This window comes from Candidatus Alkanophaga liquidiphilum (genome assembly GCF_053996935.1).
In genome coordinates, this window is record NZ_JBMXYC010000028.1 from 1 (window position 1) to 20,622 (window position 20,622).

The 20,622-nt window shown below is 53.5% G+C and carries 15 protein-coding genes and 1 pseudogene; 8 read left to right on the forward strand and 8 right to left on the reverse strand.

Annotated elements, in window-relative coordinates; all coding sequences use genetic code 11:
- Positions 1 to 1,197 (reverse strand): (Fe-S)-binding protein (locus ACXJJA_RS03830; RefSeq protein WP_456486907.1); only part of this gene is annotated, 1,197 nt, incomplete at its 3' end.
- Between the two features lie 162 nt (positions 1,198 to 1,359).
- On the opposite strand from ACXJJA_RS03830, the gene ACXJJA_RS03835 reads away from it, so the two are divergent.
- The 3 genes from ACXJJA_RS03835 (at position 1,360) to ACXJJA_RS03845 (ending at position 6,340) form a co-directional block, all read left to right on the forward strand.
- Positions 1,360 to 2,625, forward strand: a complete 1,266-nt coding sequence (locus ACXJJA_RS03835; RefSeq protein WP_456486908.1) for a 2Fe-2S iron-sulfur cluster-binding protein — start codon at positions 1,360 to 1,362, stop codon at positions 2,623 to 2,625.
- A gap of 136 nt (positions 2,626 to 2,761) precedes the next feature.
- A complete protein-coding gene (locus tag ACXJJA_RS03840; protein ID WP_456486909.1) occupies positions 2,762 to 5,008 on the forward strand; it encodes a lamin tail domain-containing protein in 2,247 nt (748 codons plus the stop codon).
- Between the two features lie 117 nt (positions 5,009 to 5,125).
- Entirely contained in the window at positions 5,126 to 6,340 is a 1,215-nt protein-coding gene (locus ACXJJA_RS03845; RefSeq protein WP_456486910.1) for an Ig-like domain-containing protein, read from the forward strand.
- A gap of 18 nt (positions 6,341 to 6,358) precedes the next feature.
- On the opposite strand, the gene ACXJJA_RS03850 is transcribed toward ACXJJA_RS03845, so the two are convergent.
- Positions 6,359 to 7,381 (reverse strand): beta-ribofuranosylaminobenzene 5'-phosphate synthase family protein, encoded by a 1,023-nt coding sequence (locus ACXJJA_RS03850; protein WP_456486911.1) that lies wholly within the window; start codon positions 7,379 to 7,381, stop codon positions 6,359 to 6,361.
- A 59-nt stretch (positions 7,382 to 7,440) separates the two neighbouring features.
- Between ACXJJA_RS03850 and ACXJJA_RS03855 the strand changes: the two genes are divergently transcribed.
- Positions 7,441 to 9,054 carry a tRNA uridine(34) 5-carboxymethylaminomethyl modification radical SAM/GNAT enzyme Elp3 gene (locus tag ACXJJA_RS03855; protein WP_456486912.1) on the forward strand — a complete coding sequence of 538 codons (1,614 nt, stop codon included), beginning with the start codon at positions 7,441 to 7,443 and terminating at the stop codon, positions 9,052 to 9,054.
- A gap of 118 nt (positions 9,055 to 9,172) precedes the next feature.
- Here the strand turns inward: ACXJJA_RS03855 and ACXJJA_RS03860 are convergent, their stop codons facing one another.
- The 5 genes and pseudogenes from ACXJJA_RS03860 to comD form a co-directional block, all read right to left on the reverse strand.
- Positions 9,173 to 10,303, reverse strand: a complete 1,131-nt coding sequence (locus ACXJJA_RS03860; RefSeq protein WP_456486913.1) for a DNA primase regulatory subunit PriL — start codon at positions 10,301 to 10,303, stop codon at positions 9,173 to 9,175.
- A complete protein-coding gene (locus tag ACXJJA_RS03865) occupies positions 10,300 to 11,052 on the reverse strand; it encodes a DNA polymerase sliding clamp (RefSeq protein WP_456486914.1) in 753 nt (250 codons plus the stop codon). The genes ACXJJA_RS03860 and ACXJJA_RS03865 overlap by 4 nt, the downstream gene beginning before the upstream one ends.
- 121 nt (positions 11,053 to 11,173) lie before the next feature.
- Positions 11,174 to 13,387: pseudogene (locus tag ACXJJA_RS03870) on the reverse strand (CDC48 family AAA ATPase).
- 114 nt (positions 13,388 to 13,501) lie between these two features.
- Entirely contained in the window at positions 13,502 to 14,518 is a 1,017-nt protein-coding gene (locus ACXJJA_RS03875; protein WP_456486915.1) for a methionine synthase, read from the reverse strand.
- 380 nt (positions 14,519 to 14,898) lie between these two features.
- Positions 14,899 to 16,077, reverse strand: a complete 1,179-nt coding sequence (comD, locus tag ACXJJA_RS03880) for a sulfopyruvate decarboxylase subunit alpha (RefSeq protein ID WP_456486916.1) — start codon at positions 16,075 to 16,077, stop codon at positions 14,899 to 14,901.
- 93 nt (positions 16,078 to 16,170) lie between these two features.
- Here comD and ACXJJA_RS03885 point away from each other — a divergent pair, with 93 nt between their 5' ends.
- The 4 genes from ACXJJA_RS03885 to ACXJJA_RS03900 are packed head-to-tail and all read left to right on the forward strand — an operon-like array spanning position 16,171 to position 20,132.
- On the forward strand, positions 16,171 to 16,713 hold the full coding sequence (locus tag ACXJJA_RS03885; protein WP_456486917.1) for a tRNA (cytidine(56)-2'-O)-methyltransferase: 543 nt from the start codon (positions 16,171 to 16,173) through the stop codon (positions 16,711 to 16,713).
- A gap of 8 nt (positions 16,714 to 16,721) precedes the next feature.
- Positions 16,722 to 17,933, forward strand: coding sequence for an MFS transporter (locus ACXJJA_RS03890; protein WP_456486918.1), 1,212 nt, complete (start codon positions 16,722 to 16,724; stop codon positions 17,931 to 17,933).
- A gap of 9 nt (positions 17,934 to 17,942) precedes the next feature.
- A complete protein-coding gene (locus tag ACXJJA_RS03895; RefSeq protein ID WP_456486919.1) occupies positions 17,943 to 18,938 on the forward strand; it encodes a potassium channel family protein in 996 nt (331 codons plus the stop codon).
- A 27-nt stretch (positions 18,939 to 18,965) separates the two neighbouring features.
- Positions 18,966 to 20,132: a pyridoxal-phosphate-dependent aminotransferase family protein gene (locus ACXJJA_RS03900; RefSeq protein WP_456486920.1), complete on the forward strand. Its 1,167-nt coding sequence runs from the start codon at positions 18,966 to 18,968 to the stop codon at positions 20,130 to 20,132.
- Here ACXJJA_RS03900 and ACXJJA_RS03905 read toward each other — a convergent pair.
- On the reverse strand, positions 20,077 to 20,622 hold a 546-nt coding region (locus tag ACXJJA_RS03905; protein ID WP_456486921.1), incomplete at its 5' end, for an RNA-guided endonuclease InsQ/TnpB family protein. The two genes, ACXJJA_RS03900 and ACXJJA_RS03905, sit on opposite strands and share 56 nt — an antisense overlap.

A 20,622-nucleotide genomic window follows, 5' to 3' on the forward strand; every position in this document is an offset into this window, starting at 1 on the left:
CTCGCCGCTGTCTTGATAAACCTGCTCGCCGCTGTCTTGATAAACCTGCTCGCCGCTGTCTTGATAAACCTGCTCGCCGCTGTCTTGATAAACCTGCTCGCCGCTGTCTTGATAAACCTGCTCGCCGCTGTCCAGCAACCTTCCAAGAAAGACTGTAAGGTCAAGCGTCTCAATTTTTTCAGGCATTTCCCGCCGCAAGCAGTTGAGGTGCGCCACGCACTTCGGGCACGTCGTCACAAGAACTTCGGCGCCAGTCGCTTCCGCCTCTTCAAGCCGCAGCAACCGCAACGCCTTTGCGAAATCATTGCAGCTCATCATCCCACTTACACCGCAACACTGCGCCCGCTCTCTGGAGTGCTCCATTTCCACGAGCTTCACGCCGCACATCCGCAATACCTCACGAGGGGCATCGTAGATGCCAAGGTGCCTGCCCAGCGAGCAGGGGTCATGATACGTTACTATTCTGCCGGCGCTTCGAAGTTCAAGAGCGCCGCTTTTTAAAGCGTCGCTGAGAACTTCTGAAATGTGCAAAACCTCGACGTCAAGCTCGTAATACTTCTTAAAGGTGTGAAGGCACTCCGCGCAGCTCACCACGAGCTTTTTCACCCCGCTTTCTTTTATTTTTTGCGCGTTGAATGCCTTAAGAGTCTCGAAAAGCTCTTTGTTGCCTTGGTATAAAACATCGTGCCCGCAGCACTTCAAGCTCAGGAGTTGTGGCTTTATGCCAGCGGCGTTCAGCAGCTTTATGCTGGCGTCGCCGATTTCGTGGAAGTTGGCATCCACATCCATGAAGAGGTCAAAAAAGTCTAAACAACCCGGGAAATAGCCGTATTCGCCCTCGCCGAAGTTCGAAGTCTCGCCGGCGAAGCTCATTGCGATGCCGTTGTCAAGCAGAGCCATCAGTTCCGCAATTTCGGTGAATATTCCCCTGTGCGCCAGCACTTCCTTCCGCACGCCGGCATCTTCCCTGAGACTCAGCACGAAGCTCGGAAAGTCAACGCTCTGTGGGCAGGCTTCAAGACACTCGTTACAAAGCAAACAGTCCCAGGCACCGCACCGCTCCAGCTTTTCGCCGGGGCTCGCAGTCAGTACGCCGTAAATGATGCTGCGCGGTGATAAATTTTTCACCTTTCGCACCGGACACGCTGCGACGCACACCCCACACTGGTAGCAAAGCCTCACAAGCTCGGTTCTCATGCCTCTTGCACCCTATCCACGCGCACTCCCAACAATCCGCCCACGCTTGCACGCTGCATGAACCTTGTGTTCTTTTTAGATGCGCTAAAATTTTAAAGTAACGCTTTTTTCAAAGTCCGCATAGGGGTAAGATAAAAAGCGGCGTATGTCTAAAATAAACTGATGAAACTGTTTAAGGCCGAGGCTCATGAATGCATGGGCTGCGACTTCTGCAGACTCTTTGTAAAATGTGAATTCTTGGAAATCTTGACGGAACGAAGAGGACGGGAGTTTTGCGTCGGTTGTGGTGCGTGCGTTGCTGCATGCCCCTACGAGGCTCGGCGGCTGGTTGAGCTTTCTGCGGACGAGCTAAAAAACGTGCGTGAGGTTACTGTGAAAATAGACGGTGAGGAATACAGCGTGCCTGAGAGAATAACCGTGCTTAAAGCTTTGGAAATGGCAGGCTACAGGATCTCAAGTTTCCCAGCGTGGGGCGACGAAAAAACGATATTTGCGCCTTGCGGGACGGGCGGCTGCTTCTCGTGCGCTGTGATCATCGATGGCGAACTGAGGCAGAGTTGCATAACGCCAGTGCAGGAGGGGATGGAAATCGTGGCTGAGCGCTCTGAGATTGAAAGGCAGTTACCTTTACGCATCGTCTCGAGCTTTCAAGGGCACGCCGCCGGCGGCGTTGGCACGCCTTACCACTTAAAACCAAAAACTTTTTTGAAAGCCATCGAGGTGGCGTGCTTTGCGCACGGCTGCATTCTAAGATGCCCGACGTGCCAGAACTGGACAGCGGTTTACTCCTCGGTTGACGAGCCGCTGACGCCGTTGCAGGCTGCGAAGCTCCTCACTTACGAGCGCCGCCGCTACCGTGTGGATAGGCTTACGATTTCCGGCGGTGAGTCCACGCTCAACCGCCGCTGGCTCGTTTCATTCCTTAAAGCGCTGAAAAAGCTTAACAAAGATGAGAAAGCGAGGCTGCACGTGGACACGAACGCCGTAATTTTAACCGAAGACTACATAGACGAGCTTTACGAGGCAGGGATGACTGACGTAGGTCCTGACGTGAAGGGGCTGCGCTTGGATACTTTCATGAAAATTACGGGGATGAAGGACAAGGAGATTGCGAGGAAGCTAAAGGAAACCGGGTGGCGTGCCGTGAAATACCTACTCGACGAGTATTTTGACAAGATATTTGTGGGCGTGGGCATTCCTTACAATCCGGCGATAATCTCTCTCGAAGAAATCTACAGGATGGGCGAAAAGTTAGCGGGCTGGGAGCCAAGCGTCCAAGTCTGCGTGCTTGACTACCGTCCTGAGTTCAGGAGGCGAGACATAAAAAAGCCAAACTACGAGGAAATGCTGAAGGTTAAAGGGATTTTGGAGGAAAGCGGGCTGAAGTGTGTGATTTGCCAGACGGAATTTGGATTCGTAGGTCCTTAACACGCCACACTGACGGGCGTCTCGCTTTGTTGCTGCTATTGTATGAGCATTTTGCCTTCTAACTTCAGCGTTTCACAACTACTTCGTGTCATCTCGCAACTTATATATAATAGTTTTTTCTGCTTAAAAAGCGGAGATGATGCGTATGAAAGTGCGTTCTGCATTAACTGGGCTGGTCGTGCTAATGCTGGTTACGGCAGCGGTTATGAGCGTCGTCGTGAGCCAGACGCCGCCGCCGCAGCCGACGGCGTTTTCGGGGAGCGTAGTCGTTGATAAGGCTGCTGCGCCCGCAGACACCGTCGTAGTTGCAGAGGTCGTCGGCGCCGTCGGAAGCGTTACAGGCAACGTTACTACAGTTTCTGAGACTGGCGAGTATGAGTTGATAATCAGCACGGACAACAGCAGCGACGTCGGCAAGCCCATAAAATTCAAGGTGCTATACATGGGGACTTGGGAGGAAGCCAACGAGACTGCGACTTTTGACTCCCTACCGCATTATGACTTTGACCTCACCGTAGATCCGGCGCCGCCCGCCGTCGAGGGCCTAAGCTACGAGCGTTTGAATCTTACTGCTATTAACGTCACGTGGGAGGAAAGCACGGCGGCTGACGTCGTTAAATACAGCGTTTACAAGAATGGAACACTTCTCGACAACACCACAGAGACGTATTTCGTCGTAGCGGGGCTGACGCCGCCGGAGACGCTGCTGATAAACGTCACGGCGTGGGATGACGAGTGGCTGAAGCCGCCACAGGAGAGTGAGCCGAGCAGTATAGAGGCGTATGTTTCCGAATACTTCGTCAAACTGGCTGCGGACGCTTATGAGAAGAGCACGTTCACAGGGATAAATGCAACATACGTCCTGACGGTCTCGAATCTTGGGAGCACAAACGCTACGTTCGGTTTAACGCTCGAAAACATTAATGGAGCAGCAGTAGCAGCCTTAAACGTCACGAGCGTGACCCTAAATGCCGGCGAGAACGCAACTGTTCTGCTGAACGTCACCGACGCCGCCGCCGGAACATACAACGTGAAAGTCACTGCCACGTGCGTCGAAGACCCAGGAGCGAGCGATGAGGTTACGCTGACGACGAACGTGCTCTGGAGGCCGAGGATAAATGAAATAATGTACGATGCTGTGGCACCGGAGAAGGATAACGAGTGGCTTGAACTCTATAACCCGAACGACATCGATATAGACATAACGGGCTGGAGTGTTGATGGGAAGACGATAGACGCCGGGGAGGTCCCCGCAAGAGGCTACGTCATACTTGCAAACAACGCGACGGCGTTCATAGCTGGATATGGAACGACGTATTTGGTTATCGACCTCGGCGTCACTAGCGCATGGCTAAACAACGATGGTGACACCATCGTTCTCAAGGATGCCGCAGGAAACGAAATTGACAACGTTACCTACCCAAATGTTGCGAGTGAGAATTACACAGCGGAGCTTAACGGCGCAGGCGAGTGGCTTGAGAGCCTTGTGGAAGGCGGCACGCCGTGCGAGGTGAACAGCGTCTGCTACCCGACGGTTGAGGTTCTTTATCCGAACGGCGGCGAAAGCTTTGTTGTCGGCGAGACCGTAGAGGTATCAGCCAGAGCTACTGACGACGTCGGCGTCGAGGGCGTGACCTTCTTCTGGTCCGTTGACGGTGTGAACTGGACGGAGATAGGTGCCGGAACGCTCGTAGAGGGCGATGCCACAAACGGCACTTGGAGCGCCTTTTGGGATACCTCTGGCTTGAGCGCTGCGGACACGTATCTTATAAGAGCAAATGCCACAGACGCCTGGGGGCTCGGCGCTGAGGATGAGTCCGACGGCACTTTTGAGTTCGTAGAGGACGTATGGGGTCCAGTTGTGGAGTTCCTGACGCCGCCAACGCCTGAGAACGGCAGCGTCGTTTATAGCACTTGGGTGATGGTGTCGGTAAACGTTACTGACGTGAACGGCGTAGATGTGGTCCTGCTGAACTGGAACGGTGAGAATTACACGATGCTTCATTATGCAGCGGGCATTTACCTCTACATAATAACGAACTTGTCAGAAGGCACCTACACGTTCTACGTCTGGGCGAACGACACGCTCGGAAACTGGAACGTCAGTGAGACGAGAACGATAACCGTGATACCCTCAATAACTCTCAATGTGAGCTTGTATTCGGGCTGGAACGCGATAGCAGTGCCGTTGTCCTTGGATGATTACAGCATTGACGTGGCGTTGAGCTCGATAGCGGGCAAGTATGACATGCTGTGGACATATGACCCGATAAACGGCTCGCAGACGTACTATCCGCCTTACTTCGACGACTTCACAGAATTAACGCCCGGAAAAGGCTACCTCATCCGCATGACCGAAAGCGCCACGCTCACGTGGATGTAAGGGGTTACCCTTTTCCCCTATTTTTTGCTTAACAAGGCGTAAAAGGCGTTAGCACTTTGCGAAAACCGAAAGAAAAGTTATATATGTGCTGAGTAATTTTAGGATGGAGGTGATTTGATGAGCAAAATTGCTATCACGGCAGTAATCCTCGTGGCTTTCCTCGCAGGTATTGCAACGGTTTCCGCGCAAATTCCATACACATGTATCGTGGTAGGCAATGTGACGGATGCGCTGAAGGGAGTGCCGATTGCAGGAGCGACCGTCGAAGTGATTGACGCCGCAACCGGGAATGTCGTGAACAGCACCACCACAGCCGCCGACGGCACTTATGGTATCCAGATAGTGGGGTATTCTCCATGGACTATGAATGCGGTAATCACCGCAAGTGCCACTAACTACCAAGATAGTAGTGTGACGGCAACGCTCACCGGGACGCTACCGCCAAACGACGTAACCATAGATTTCAGCCTACTTGAAGCAGTGCCGCCGACGGTGAGCGTGCTTTCGCCGAATGGCGGCGAAAACTGGACGGCGGGAAGCGTGCAGACGATAGGTTGGGGTGCTACGGACGCTTCCGGCATAGCTTATGTGGACATCGAGTATTCGACAGACGGCGGCGTCACGTGGGACGTCGTGGCTACCGGCGTGACGATGACCGGCCTTACAGGCATGTATACGTGGACGGTGCCGAGCATACCGGCAACAAGTAACAATTGCTACGTCCGGGTGACTGCCTACGACAACGCCGGGAACAGCGCTTCTGACGTCAGCGACGCTCCCTTCACAATATTCGTGCCATTAGTTGTGACGTCCGTCGTGGTAAACCCGGCGACTGCATCCTTAAAGGTTGGGAACACGCAAGTGTTCACGGCAACTGCATACGACCAGTATGGAAACCCAATGCCCGGCGTGACGTTTACGTGGAGTGTCAGCAACCCCGCGGTCGGCACCCTCAATACGACCGCTGGGACCGCTGTGCTCTTCACGGCAATCGCCAAAGGCTCAACTACCGTCACCGCAACCGCCAACGGCGTCACAGGTAGCGCCTCTGTTACCGTAACTGCTAAGAGGTATCTACCAGGGTCAAAGAAGACCCCAACGCCAGCGCCTACAACCCCCGCACCAGCGCAAACGCCGACGCCGCCCGTAGAGACACCGCCCGTAGAGACGCCGCCCGTAGAGACGCCGCCCGTAGAGACGCCGCCCGTAGAGACGCCGCCCGTAGAGACACCGCCCGTAGAGACGCCAACGCCGACGCCGGGCTTCGAAGCTGCGTTTGCAGGCTTAGCAATCCTTACGACATTCGCTCTGACAAGAAGACGAAGGAGCTAACTAAATAACATCATTTACTTATTTTTTATTGCTCTCTGTAAAAGTAGCTACGTGTCCGTTGTTATTTACGTTGGAATACGTCACAAAAAAAGAAACACCCTTTTCCGCAAGAAAGTCATTTACTTCTCCAGAGAGCTTTTGCGCTCTCTTCTCGCCGCACACGAGCGCATAAGTTGTCGGACCGAAGGATGACATCCCGTAACCCAGCGCTCGCTCCTCAAAGAACGAGAAAAGCTCTTTTATGATATCGTGTTGGAGTTCAACCTCTATTTTCTTGAAACCGACGCCCTGTATGGTCTTTAATGCTTCCCCGAACGCCTCTGCATCCTTCTCAACGACCGCTGGCAACAGCTTCATCAGGATTATTCTACATAGCTTTTCCACTTCCCTACCATCTATCGGGCAGTATTTTTTGAAAATTTCGACCTCCTCACCGCCGTGGGCGCCCCGCCGCACGTTTGGAACGACGACGACGAAATACCAGTCCTCAGGCAGAGGCTTCTGAAACAACACAGGAGGGGGCGGAGCGTTTGATGCCGCTGACGGCAAGAAGCTCGTCTTCGCACGCTTCCTTTTTGCTTCTGAGGTGTTGGAACAGAAAGCGTGCCCGCAGTCGAGGATGAAGCCGCCACGCTCGAACGCCGCAACTCCAATGCCAGAAGTGCCGCCCCGCCTCACGATTTCTGCGAGTTCTCTAATGGTATAACTCCTACCGCTGTCTAAAAATTCGAGCAGCGTCACACCTCTCGCAATGCAGAGGGAGAGTTGCGTCATCGAGCCTAAACCGACATGCCTTGGCAACGCCCGCAAAACTCGCACTCTGTATTTGTTTCTCAGAGAAATACAGCTTTTTATACGCTCTAAGACGAGAAATGCGTCCCCCTCTGCGTCCCAACGCTCCGAGACCTCCACGAGCACTCGCATGTGTGGCTCGTTTAACGCAACGCCCACACCACCGTCCACTCTTCCAAGGGCGCCGTTCAAGTCTATGAGCGTGAAATGCAGCCTGCTCGGCGACGTTACAACTACTTGCCCGACCACGTTAAGTTTTAGAAAACATAGACTAAATAAAACTACGCATAGTGAGCATAGGTGCGTCCTTGAACACAAAAATGAGTCCACCTGCCGAAGTCGTCGGATTGTCCCCAGAAGCTCGAAGCCACGAGGCTTGCGTTGAGATAGCGTTGGTGCTCGCAGAAACGCCTGTGAGGAGCAAGGCAGAAGTGTGCAAGATAAAAAGGCGGGTGAGCCGAAAATATGGGCTACGTGGCATGCCGAAGGACGCCGACGTGCTCGCAGTTGCGAGAAACTTGAAACTCACAAATCTGGAAAAGCTGGAAGAACTCCTAAAAGAAAAGCCGGTGCGCACGATTTCCGGCGTTGCGCCGGTTGCGGTGATGACGTCACCGCATCCCTGCCCGCACGGACGCTGCGTGATGTGCCCCGGCGGTCCCCATTCCCCGTTTAACTCGCCGCAAAGCTACGTCGGTAGGGAGCCCGCAGCGCTAAGGGCTGCGCAGAACGATTATGACCCATACAGGCAGGTGCGGCACCGTCTCTGCCAGCTCCACGAAATCGGACACGACGTCACGAAGGTCGAGCTGATTCTCATGGGCGGCACGCTCACCGCCCGCCCGGAAGAATACCAGCGGTGGTTCGTAGGCGAATGCCTGCGTGCCATGGCGGACTTCGCCCGTGAACACGGCGTGGAAGTGCGGAACGTCGGCACGACTTTCGAGACGAGACCCGACTATGCCCGGGAGCGTGAGATTGATTTGATGCTGGAGCTCGGCGCCACAAAGGTCGAGCTCGGCGTCCAACACGTCGAAAGCGACGTCCTTGAGCTGATACGGCGGGGGCACACGGTCGAAGACACCATCGAGGCGAACCGAAGGCTGAAAGACAGTGCACTCAAAGTTGGCTTCCACATCATGCCAGGGCTCCCCGGCTCCGATTTCAAACGTGACCTCAAAATGTTCCATCGCATTTTCAAAGACGAGCGATTCAAGCCCGATTACTTGAAAATCTACCCGACGCTCGTGCTCGAAGGCACTGAACTTTATGAAATGTGGAGGCGAGGCGACTACGAGCCGTTAGACGACGAGCGAGCAGTGGAGCTCATCGCAAACGTGAAGAAAATCATCCCAAAGTGGGTGCGCATTCAGAGAGTCCAGCGAGACATCCCGGCGCAGCTCATCGTCGCCGGCGTGAAAAAGAGCAATTTGCGGCAACTCGCACTCAAAAAACTCAAGGAAATGGGCATCTCATGCCGATGCATCCGTTGTCGAGAGGCTGGACACTCTTACCTGCGAGGTAAGCCGCCTGAAGACGCTAACATCGAGCTTCTCTGCGAGAGCTACGAGGCATGCGGCGGCAGAGAGCTTTTTATTTCTTACGAGGACGTTGAGAACGACGTGCTCGTTGCATTTTTGCGGTTGAGGTTCCCATATCGCCCGCATCGTCCAGAACTCGAAGACGCCGCCTTAATCCGAGAGTTGCATGTTTACGGCGAGGCGCTCCCGCTGAGCGTGCGGAAACGCTCAAGCTGGCAACATAGGGGCTTCGGAGCGGCGCTGCTTAAGACCGCAGAGGAGCTTGCTGCTGCCGAGGGCTTCGGAAAAATTGTTGTGATGAGCGGTATCGGCGTTCGTGAGTATTACGTGCGTTTTGGTTACCGGAGAGAGGGTCCGTTCATGGCGAAGCTGTTGGGTTAGTGAAAGAATTACTGCAATAAAAGCGGAAAGGGACGCAAATTTTGCCGAGAGCTTAGCAAAGGGTAAGGTTTAATTGAGCACCACAATCAAAGACTGCCCACAACACGCCGCCAACGCATCACCTGCTTCTTTTCGACGACTTAGAAGCTGTGCGTCTAAGCTGCCTTACGCTGCCAGCATTGCTGTTATTTTTCCCCTCTTGTGTTCTATTGCCCCCGTATTTCTCCCTCAATTTCCGCTCGTAATAAGCAAGTGGGTGTGAGATGCCTTCGCAATCGGCATTTTTAAAGCAGTTCCCGTAAGTCTGCATCGTGGCGCACGACGGCGGCGAGTATTTCTTGCTGCTTCTGACGCCGGCGATGTGCTCCACTTGATACCTCGTCTTCTCTTCGTCGAAGTCCGGCAAATTGACGAACGTTGCGACCACCTTTTCGACGTTGATGCCTAAATTCAAGAGGAAAGAGGTTACTGCGAACCTTGCAGGGTGCGACACGCTCATTCCGCTTCTTACGTGCCGTAGCAGCTCTGAAATGCACGGCGGGAAGCAGTCTTCATCAATCTCCATCCGCAGCTCAACGCCAACGCCCAGCGCCTCCTTCTTTTTCGCAAGCTCTCGTGCTATCTCCTCTAAATACGGACGTAACGCCTTACAAACCTCCTTATTTACGTTCAATGGAAGCTTTTTAAGAATACGACCCCTAACCGCCTCCTGCATGAGCCTTGCAAACTCCTCCAGCGAAAGCGCTACCCAGCCTTTATGAAGAGGGCGGTTCACGAGCTTCCAGCTCTCGTCTCGAATGCTATTCGTCAGCCGCAGGTAGTCCGTGAAGTGCACCTTCACGCTTGTCCTGCCATCGCCGTCGAACGCCACACGCACGCCAAAATCCTCAGAAAGTTCATAAATAAGCTCCTGCGCAGCCTCGGAATAAAAATCCACAAGTAGCTGCTTGTATGCGGCTTTTGCCTCCGCAGTTGCATATCTCCTCAAAAGAAACGTATCCTCCACACAGGAGACGAAAATCTGAGCGAGCAGGTAAGAGAAAAGCTCTTTCTCAGCACGCACACCGACGAGCGCCGTGGACTTCTTTATTTCCCCCTTCTTTATTGCCTGTAGTATTCTTTCTTTAGCTCTGAGCCGTGCGCTCTCGAACGCTGCAGAACGGACTAAATCCTCTAAGGTTATCCCAGACGCCGAGAGAAACTCTGAAGCTCTTGAGGTAAATGGATAGAGGTATTCCCTTAACGTCATTCAGCCTCTATTCTCGGCGCCAGTAGGTAGCTGACGTGCGCATGCCCGTCGGCGAGCTCAAAGTCCAAGCGTAGCGGGTAATCCTTACCGATGCTCAGCGTGACGTGGTCTGCTTTGCTCAACCCCTTACTCATCGCAGAAAGATATTCCAAAGAATACATCGAGCGCACGACCCCTGGAATGATGTCAATGAGCTGCTCCTTGCTGAGTTCGAATCTAACTTTGTCGGTATCGCTTTCGGTCTCCATGTAGAAGGCGTCGCCGTCCACGCCGAGCAATATGTGGTCGCCTATCCTCTCAGCTGCTCTTATGGCACGCCTGAAGACGTCCGCCTCGATAACTACCTGCACCGGGAGGTCGAGCTCTGGCACCTTAGGCTCCTTCCTTATCGTCGAAGGGTCGAGGAGCGAGATTGTGTATGCAAGGCTGCCGAGCTTCGTGTAGAGCTTGTGCTTCTCGGTATCGAGCTCGAACTCCGCCAGTTCCTTGACACCCATGTCTATAATACTCGAGAGTTTTATGAAGTCGATGCCGGCTTCCAACTCCTTCTCGTGCTCGAACTCAAACTCCTCAAAAGCGTCGCTGCTCATCTCGAAAGAAACCATCGCAACGTTCGCAGGGTCAACAGCACGCAGCCTGAGCCCCTCCTCTGATATTTTCAAGCGACCCTCATCAACCACCGCCGTAATAGCATCTATGCACTCCTTTACGACAGAAGCGCTTATCTTGCACCTCACACTAATCCTCAACACCTCCTCAATCCTTTATTCTCTCATATTTAAATATCATCCCTACCGTGTTGCCGGCTAATGGGTCAAAGACCGTCAATATTGCCAAGACCGTCAATGTTGCCAACGCCAGCCAAACACGCTAAACATACGCATATCTCACAAAGTCCTCTGCTTTACCTGCAAACTCCTTCAAAGTTTTTGGAGTCGTCGTCGGCTTGACCCGCTTTAACGCCTGCTCGAAATGCTCCTTTCTTATGATGATATTTTCAGTAGAATCTTTTATGTATTTATCAGCAACAACGGACGACAAATGCTCACGAAGTGCCATCATCGCTGCTTCTCTGCAAATTGCCTCGATGTCGGCGCCGACGTAACCTTCAGTCCGCCTCGCGAGATCGTCCAAATTAACATCATCGGCTAAAGGCTTCCCCCTGAGATGAACCTCGAATATTTTCTTCCTCTCTTCCCTGTTCGGGGCGGGTATGTAAATCAGTCTGTCTAACCTGCCCGGACGCAATAACGCCGGGTCTACCAAATCGGGGCGGTTCGTCGCTGCTATTATGATAACATCCCTAAGCTCCTCCAGCCCGTCCATTTCGGTTAATATTTGCGAAACTACACGTTCGGTGACGTGCGAGTCGAAGCCTGAGCCACGAACGGGAGCGATTGCGTCGATTTCGTCGAAGAAGATGATGCAGGGCGCCGCCTGCTTCGCCTTCCTGAATGTCTCACGGACAGCACGTTCTGACTCCCCTACCCATTTTGACAGCAACTCTGGACCCTTCACCGAAATGAAATTCGCCTCGCTCTCGTTCGCCGCCGCCTTCGCCAGCAGCGTCTTCCCGGTGCCGGGCGGTCCGAATAGGAGAACACCCTTAGGCGGCTTCATCTTCAGCCGCTCAAAAAATTCAGGATACTTGAGCGGCCACTCCACAATCTCCTTCAGTTCCTGCTTCACCTTTTCTAAGCCACCTATGTCCTCCCATTTGACCTTCGGAATCTCTACAAAAACCTCACGCAAAGCAGAAGGCTCTATGTTCCTTAGAGCCTCCTCAAAATCCTTCCTTGTTACCTTTAATTTTCCTATCACCTCAGCCGGGATCTCTTCGTCAAGATTGATCTCTGGGAGAATCCTGCGGAGCGCATGCATCGCCGCCTCCTTACAAAGCGACGCAAGGTCGGCGCCGACGAAGCCGTGCGTGATGTCAGCCAGCTTTTCGAGGTCGACGTCGTCGGCGAGCGGCATGCCCCGTGTGTGTATCTGTAAAATCTCATAACGCCCATTCCTATCAGGGATGCCGATTTCGATTTCTCTGTCGAACCTGCCGGGACGTCGCAACGCCGGGTCGAGAGCGTTCGGTCTGTTAGTTGCGCCGATGACCACTACCTGCCCCCGGGCTTCCAAGCCATCCATGAGGGCGAGGAGTTGAGCGACGACCCTCCGCTCAACTTCACCCGTGACTTCCTCTCGCTTCGGCGCTATCGAGTCGAGCTCGTCAATGAAAATGATTGAAGGCGCCTCCCTTTTCGCCCTTTCGAAAATTTCTCTTAATTGTCGTTCGGACTCGCCGTAGAACTTGCTCATGATTTCCGGACCGGAAATGCTTATGAAAGTGGCGTCAGTTTCGTTCGCCACCGCCTTTGCGATGAGAGTCTTCCCGGTGCCGGGCGGTCCGTGCAGGAGAACTCCTTTTGGCGGGTCTATGCCGAGGCGCTCGAAAAGCTCAGGGTGCCGCAGCGGCAGCTCCACCATCTACCTTATCAACGCTATTTCCTTCTTCAGCCCACCTATATCCTCGTAAGTGACACGTGGCACTCCCTCACCCACGCTGGGCGCGCTTCTCAGGATTATTTGCGTGTCCAGCTTCACGATAACCGTGCCTGCGGGAATTGTGTTTGCGACCGTGAACGTCACAGGGCTGCCGAGCATCTCCACCCGTATCATCTGACCTTTGGTGAGAGGGCGCCCCTCTAAGGCTCTCGCAATAAACCTCTCGCCACCGACGATTTTTATCGGGTGCATCGGCTCCAAAACAACCTTCTTTGCATCTCTTACCATGGTCTTCCTTACCCGCACCCTGTCGTCAATCCCGACGCCCGCATTGCTCCGGATGTTTCCGTCTATCCGGATTATACCCTTACCTCTGTCGTCAGGGTAGCCTGGCCAAACTATTGCCGTCGCCTTGCTCCGCCCTTCAATCTCGATGACGTCACCGCTGATTAAGCCGAGTTCTTCCATGATCTCCGGGTCCACTCTCGCTATCCCTCTGCCAGCGTCCCTGTGATACGCTTCCGCAACCCGCAATATCACCGTCTTCCTCGCATTCTCCTCCTTCCTGTCCCTCGCCTCCATTCTATTTTCATTTAGGAGTGATGAGATAAAAGTTTGTCTAAGAAACTTCGCTCACACAGCTTAAGGTGGAGCTACCCCATGCACCGCTGGCGCTCCAACGATAGCACCGACGCCTTATAACTCATCCCTAAACAGCTTTAAACCCTTAGCAGTGTTTTTCAGCAACAGAAACGCAACTTCTTGCGATGGAAATGTTCCCAAACCGCAATCCGGTCCTACATATTTTATAATATCGCCGAAAACGGAATGAGCTTTCTTCAACCTCGCTTTCACCTCCTCCGGCGAATTATATAGGTTAACGACTTTCGTGAGGCCATCAGGCTCTTTAAAGACATTTGTGTCGTGCTGCTCGTTGTATTCCGCCGCCATATTCAGAATGTCGGTTCTTGCGACTCCAACCCTCAGGAATTTGTCGTGTCGCTCCAAGTCCCGTCGGTCTATCAAATCTAAGTAAGAAGGGTTGGCGGCGGACTCCACGCCTATCACAGAAACGCCTTCAATGCTTAAAACATGCTTATAGAAGAGCGGCGAGTGCAGATGCAGCTGTACGTCTATTTTGTGACTGTGGGCGAACTTCGAAGCCGCTTCGAGCGCTTCGGAAATCCCCTCCTCTCGAATTTTAGGATTAAGTCCCAAGCTCGGCTCGTCGAGGCTGACAGCCTTTACTTCCATGTTCAGCGCCGCCGCCCGTTCCACGCCCCATTTTATGAACCGGTTCAGCGACTCCGCTATGTTCAAAAGAACGTCCATGTAGAGCGACGCTCCAAACTTGTGATAGTAAAGCTCGATGGGTCCTGTGACGCAAAGTCTAAGTTTAAGCCGCTTGCCGAGCTCGGCGGCGACACCTGCCAGCAGCTCTACCTCCGGAATCTTAGCCTCCCCCTCCCGCATCAACATCGGCGTCTCCCAGCGGCTGTTGTCCATGATTGGCGTCAAAAACTGCGAAATCATGTTTTGGAATTGTGGGTAGTTCGGGAGTTCGACGCCTGCCTTTATTTTCTGACGGAATGCGTCCTCCACGACCTTGCGAAGACGCTCGTCGTCGGGATTCTTTGCAAGAGATTCTTCTACCCACTTGCGACTCACGCCCGCAGGCAGCGGGTAACTGCCAACGTCGTCAAATATCATCATATCTCTTTCAAATAACTGTGCTTTGTTAAGTTTCTGGTTGGGATTTGCAGGGCGCGTTAGTCATGTTAAATCGACAAACACTCCACGCCCACTTTGAGCGTCGCTTTTTTGCAAAATTTTCTCTTACCACCATTAACGAACGTTCTTAGACTTTGCGATGGGCGAAACATTCGGGTAACGAAGTGAGCAAGCGTTTCGCGGGCATATGAATGCCCATAAGGACAATTTGGATGGGCGTAAGCAGCGGTGCTCGTTATCACCGGGCAGTCTGAATATTCAGACAACTTTCAGCATTCTTCTCTGACTCCTGCTTTGGATTATTTAACCACGTTCCTGTCATGCCACGCAGCGCCAAGTCGTGCCGCTCCCCGACAAGACGCTCACTGCAAGGCATTAACGAACCTCCTTTTAATCTCCACCGGCGACAGTGGGATGTTCGGGACTCGGGCGTTCCCCGGTGTCACGAGCACATGTAAGAAGCTCACGTCGCTTAGCTTACCGTCTAAATTTTCAAGCGCACCTCGCAACTCCGCTTCGGTGTGCACTTTCGTCGTATTTTCGATGCCAGAGGCTCTCGCCAGCAGCTCCATGTCAAGGAACTGCGCATACGTCGGCTGGTCGCCTGTGCTCCCCCACGTCCCATTGTCTAAGCAAAAAATAACGAGCTTTGACACGAGTTTATGCCTTGCAGAGAACGCAACGGTCGGCAGGGCGCCGCTCATCAGTAGGGCGCCGTCGCCCTCTAATACAAAGACGCTTTGCCGAACGTTTCGCAGCTTGAAAGCAGTCGCTAACCCCAACCCAATGGGAGTCGCCTGCCCCAAGCTTCCCAGCATGTAGAAGTTCAGCGGGCGGTCCCTGGCGGCAAAAAGCTCTTTGCTCGGCACGCCTATGTTCGAAATGACTGCCTCGTTCTTCAAATATTCCGAAATTATCTTTATGGCATCGAACCTCGTCAGCTCGGGTTTCGCCCTGCGCCGTCCGCCGTTTTCACGGCGTTCTTGTAAGAATCTTCTTAACTCGCTCGTGGACCGAGTTGCTGCTGCCGTCTCTGCCGCAGTGTCCGCCGATTCCCAGACCTTCGGCGAAATCAGGATGATGTGCGGCGTTTCTTCCTCAAAAGCATTTTTTATGGCACCTTCTATGAGACTCAGCGCCTCAACGTTGTTTATTTCCGTGTGCGGTATGCCGAGAGCTTCGAGAACGCGAGGCAAAGTCCGTCCCAGCGGCACTTGCGCTGGAATCCTCTCAGCGTAAACGCCACGCCAGCTCGCAATGATGGGCAGCGGCAACTTGTAAGTAACGGACAACGACATCAAAGCGTTAATCATGTTCCCTAAGCCCGTGCTTTGAATCAGCATCAGCGGGTTCAGCCCGCCAAGAAAGACGCCAGCGGCGATGCCGACGCCGTTTTCTTCTCTGCTGAGCGGGATGTGACAAAACGCACCGTCCATCGCTACAAGCTCGAACAGCTGCCGCATCTTCTCGCACGGCAGCGTGAGCACGACGCCGACACCGCACCGCTTCATCGCCCGCAAAACTTCCTCCTCCTCGTTCATTGTTTATAATTTGAACTTGCACCTTTAACCGTCTTGACGTTTCAGCACGCCTTGCCGTCACGACGCAATAAAATAATCCGAAAAGAAGTTAGGATGATGGAAGTTGTGGTGCTGCGGCTCGGACACCGCCCCGAAAGAGACAAGAGGGTGACGACGCACGTCGGCTTGGTCGCCCGTGCTTTTGGAGCGAACGGCATGCTCCTCGCGTCTAAGGACGTTAAGATAAAAAATGGGGTGATGGAGGTTGCAAAAAGGTGGGGCGGGAACTTTTACGTGGAGATCTGCGAGAATTGGCGTGCGGAAGTTCGAAAGTGGAAAACTGAAGGCGGAAAGGTCTGCCATCTCACGATGTATGGGATAAACCTTCCTGAAGTGATTGAAGAAATAAGGAAGGAGGCAAAACGTTCAAAGCTGCTGGTGGTGGTCGGCGCCGAGAAGGTGCCGGCGGAAGTTTACAAGCTTGCGGACTGGAACGTCGCAGTTGGAAATCAACCACATTCGGAAGTTGCAGCGCTTGCGGTCTTTTTGGATTGGCTCTTCGGTGGCGATGAGTTGCACAAAAAGTTCGAAGGCGGCGAGCTTGAGATTCTACCGTCGGCGCGTGGCAAGAAAGTTTTGAAAAAAGCAGTTGATTAGAAATGCCTATGCCATTTATGGAGCGGGCGGGAATGAACAGACGGCATAAGCTCCCACTGCGAGGCGACTACTTGCCCTTGGTCATAGTAATAACGTTTCTCGGGACGGCATGCTTTGCGGGGCTACGTCCTGTAGTTCCGTTATATGCGGCGGCACACGCATGCTCCTACTCGCAGATAGGCATAATAGGCGCAGTCACCGCCCTCCTCTTTACCGCAACGAGCCTCCCTTTCGGGCGGCTGTCCGATAAAGTCGGGCGGAAGGGCGTGCTGCTCGTAGGCACGGGCGGGCTCGCCACTACTTCCATACTTTTCTTGTTGGCTTACGATTTCATGACCATTTTTGCGGCGGCAGCCGTGCTCGGCTTGTTTCTTGGCGCGTGGTTTCCAGTCATAGGGGCTGTCGCCGCAGAGGCGCCAACGGCGTCAGACGGGAGGGGGCGGGCAATGGGCTTTTACAGCGCCGCAATAAGTGCGGCTTACACCGCCGCGCCGTTTCTCGCATGCGTCCTGCTCGACTATTTTGACTTTAAGGCGGCGTTTGTGTTCTGCGGCGCTCTGGGGTTCTCAGCGGCAGCCCTCACGTTTTTCACGAGGGTGGGCACGCCTGCGGCTGCAAGAGGTGTGGAGGGAGCGGAGCGGAACGGATACGCCGCTGACCCTCCGCAGGAAACCCACGCTTACGAGAGCCGGAACGTCATTTATGCCTCTGCCGCCTTCGTTTACGGCTTTTTCGTGAGCGTGCTCTTCGTGTTTTTCCCGGTGATTGCCAAACGATTCGTGAGCGAGACCGGAATCGGGCTCTCGCTGGCGACCTTCAGCCTCGTGCGCACCTTTACGTTCGCAGGAGCAGGCAGTATTATGGAGAGGTATGAAAAGAAGCTGCTCATAACCACAGGCATCACGGGATGTAGTGCTCTCATGGCGTCGCTGGCAGTTACGAACAACCTTTACCAATTTCTGGCAATCCTGGCAGCCATGGGCTTAGCCATAGGCATTGTTTACCCCTCTGCAATTACGCTGGCAGCGAGCACCGTGCGTAAAGGAAGTGCATTGGGCATCTACGAGACCGCGATCGGCATGGGCACGCTCTTAGGACCGTTGCTTTCTGGTTTTGCTGCGGAGTTGAACCCGGTGTATCCTTACTTGCTATGCTCCATTCTCGGAGTCGCTGCTGTAATGCTGCTGCTGAAAGTAAAGTTTGAATCGGGGGAAGGGTAATAAGATGAAATGGTGTGCTGGATGCTGCGGCGTGTGAAGATTTCTATCTTGATATTGTCGTTGGTCTTGTTGGTCGGTTGTGTCGGCTTCCATATCATCGAGAAAGTTGATTTTCTTACATCAGCTTACTGGACGGTGGCGACGGTCACGACGGTCGGCTACGGCGACATTACGCCGCAGACGAGAGCGGGCATGATTTTTGCGCTGCTCCTGATGACGTTCGGTGTCGGCGCAATTCTTTATGCGCTGACGACGTTCATAGAGATGATGGTGGAAGGGCACCTGAGAGAGATGATGAGAATGGGCATGCGGGAGCGGGAAATAAAGAAGATGCACGGTCATATAATAGTGTGCGGCTACGATCGCATAGGCAGGAAGGTCGTAGAGGAGTTTCGGGCGAGGGGCGAGAGGGTCGTAATAATAGATAAACGGGAGGAGGCGTTCAGAGGGATATATGAGCCAGACGTTCCTTTTATAGTAGGAGATGCCCGTAAGGAGGAAATTTTGGAGAGGGCGGGTGTAAAAAGGGCGAAGGGCTTGATAACGACGTTACACGAAGAATCTGACAACCTGCTCGTCGTGCTGAACGCAAAGGACTTGAACCCGAACATAAGGATAGTTTCGAGGGCTGACGACGAGGAAGGACGTAAGCATTTATTGAAAGCTGGGGCAGAGCGAGTAATTTTGCCTGAGGCGCTGTGCGGCGTGCGGATGGCGAGGGCAATATTGCACCCCGGCGTCTGTGACTTTATCGACTTATCTTTCGCCGGCGAGGACGTCGTCATTGAGGAGTTTGAGGTTTCCGAACGCTCTAAGGTTGCGAGCAGCACAATAAGGGAGTCAAAAATAAGAGAGAAGACGGGGGCGATGGTAGTTGCGTTGAAGCGTGGCGGCACGCTTCTAACGAACCCGAGCCCGGATACCAAGATACTTGCAGGAGACGTGCTTATTGTTATCATTGGGAAGGATGAAATAAAAGCCATTAAAGATTTATTGGGAGCTTAAAGTAAGTAAGAAGTTAAAGGGGAGACCATGGAGTATTCAAGGACCGAGAACGAGCTTGTGATGCTGCCGGGTCCGGTGACGGTATCACCACGAATCCTGCGGGCGTTGTCGAAACCAGTCATCAACCATCGTGGTGAGGAGTTCGCCGCCCTTTACCGGGAGTGCGTGGAGCTGCTGAAATATGTATTCCAGACGGGGAACGACATTTTCGTGCTCAGCGGCTCCGGCACGTGCGCGATGGAAGCGGCAGTCGGGAACGTCCTCGGCATCGGACATGGCAGCAAAGTCGTAACCATAGCGAACGGCAAGTTCGGGGAGCGTCTCAAGGAGATTGCGGAAAGATACGGCGTTGTTGTTCCTGTGGAATTTGAATGGGGCTTACCCATCGATTTAGAGGCGGTAAAGAGAGCCCTTGAAGAAGAAAAGGAAGTAAGGGCGGTAACGCTAGTGCATAACGAAACTTCAGTCGGCATGCTGAACCCCGCACGGGAAATCGGAAAGCTCGCAAGGAAATACGACGCCCTCTTCATCCTCGATTGCATAACTTCGATCGGCGGGACCGACGTTCCGGTGGACAAACTCGGCGTGGACATCGCCATTGTCGGCTCGCAGAAATGCCTCGGCATGCCGCCTGGACTCTCCGCAGTTTCGGTCAGTGAGCGAGCTTGGGAGGTCATTGAGGAAAACAAGGGAAAAGTTCCTTACTACATGGATTTACAGGCATATAAAAGAAGCTTTGAAAAGGGGCAGACGCCGTATACGCCGACGCTTCCGCTCTTCTTCGCACTCAAGGAGGCTTTGGAGATAATAAAGGAAGAGGGCTTGGAGAACAGGATAAAAAGGCACAAGAGCATGGCGGAGGCTGTCAGGGCAGCAGTCCTCAGCTTGCGACTTGATCTCTTCCCAAGACTCAACGAGTTCAGCGAATATTCGAACACCGTCACCGCAGTTCGCATTCCGAACGGAATTACGGACGACCAGCTCAGGGGCGGCATGAAGAAACTCGGAATTGTCATCGCCGGCGGGCAGGAGCGGCTGAAAGGCAAAATTTTCAGAATCGCCACGATGGGTAACATCTCAGCACGGGACATTCTCACGGCGATTCAGGCGTTAGAAGGAGTCCTCGCAAAACATGGCGTCATCGAAAGCGTCGGCACCGGCGTCGAGGCTGCGAGGAAAACTTTCGGGCTCTAACATGCATGCAAGCTGTGACCTCCTCCCTCACTGAAGGGACATCCAGTGAGGTCATAGGTTCCTGCTTCGTCGAGGAGACTTGCCCCATGAGCACCGCCGAAACGGGAACATGGAGTAGAGGTCTCCTCTCCACAGGCTCTGAGGGTGGGCCCCACCCCGCTCTTTCCAATATTCTCCTCGCCGATATATAATCTCGCAGCGGGTCATCCCAAGATAGACCTTCGGACGTGCCTCTTGGAGAGACCTTCACTATCGTCTTACCGGCGCTCGCAGCCTTGTAAGACAGGTAGTGAAGGAACTTCCGCCACGAGGCGTCCGAGATTTGTGTTGAGAGGTTGTGATTCCTCTTCATGTTTTCTATTTCCAAGTCCTCAACCGCTATGAGATCGTAATTATCCACGTAGAACCTCGAAAGCTTGTGCAGGAAGTCATCCCTCTTCCTCTCTATTTTCTCATAGACCTTGCACAGCCGCCTCAACTGCTTCAGCCA

What these genes read in the sequence shown, in the direction of transcription:
- ACXJJA_RS03895 (WP_456486919.1), top strand. Translation starts at nt 17,943, where the DNA reads ATGGTGTGCTGGATGCTGCGGCGTGTGAAGATTTCTATCTTGATATTG.
- ACXJJA_RS03860 (WP_456486913.1), bottom strand. Translation starts at nt 10,303, where the DNA reads ATGACGTTAAGGGAATACCTCTATCCATTTACCTCAAGAGCTTCAGAG.
- ACXJJA_RS03845 (WP_456486910.1), top strand. Translation starts at nt 5,126, where the DNA reads ATGAGCAAAATTGCTATCACGGCAGTAATCCTCGTGGCTTTCCTCGCA.
- ACXJJA_RS03840 (WP_456486909.1), top strand. Translation starts at nt 2,762, where the DNA reads ATGATGCGTATGAAAGTGCGTTCTGCATTAACTGGGCTGGTCGTGCTA.
- ACXJJA_RS03885 (WP_456486917.1), top strand. Translation starts at nt 16,171, where the DNA reads ATGATGGAAGTTGTGGTGCTGCGGCTCGGACACCGCCCCGAAAGAGAC.
- ACXJJA_RS03900 (WP_456486920.1), top strand. Translation starts at nt 18,966, where the DNA reads ATGGAGTATTCAAGGACCGAGAACGAGCTTGTGATGCTGCCGGGTCCG.
- ACXJJA_RS03890 (WP_456486918.1), top strand. Translation starts at nt 16,722, where the DNA reads ATGCCATTTATGGAGCGGGCGGGAATGAACAGACGGCATAAGCTCCCA.
- ACXJJA_RS03875 (WP_456486915.1), bottom strand. Translation starts at nt 14,518, where the DNA reads ATGATGATATTTGACGACGTTGGCAGTTACCCGCTGCCTGCGGGCGTG.
- comD (WP_456486916.1), bottom strand. Translation starts at nt 16,077, where the DNA reads ATGAACGAGGAGGAGGAAGTTTTGCGGGCGATGAAGCGGTGCGGTGTC.
- ACXJJA_RS03835 (WP_456486908.1), top strand. Translation starts at nt 1,360, where the DNA reads ATGAAACTGTTTAAGGCCGAGGCTCATGAATGCATGGGCTGCGACTTC.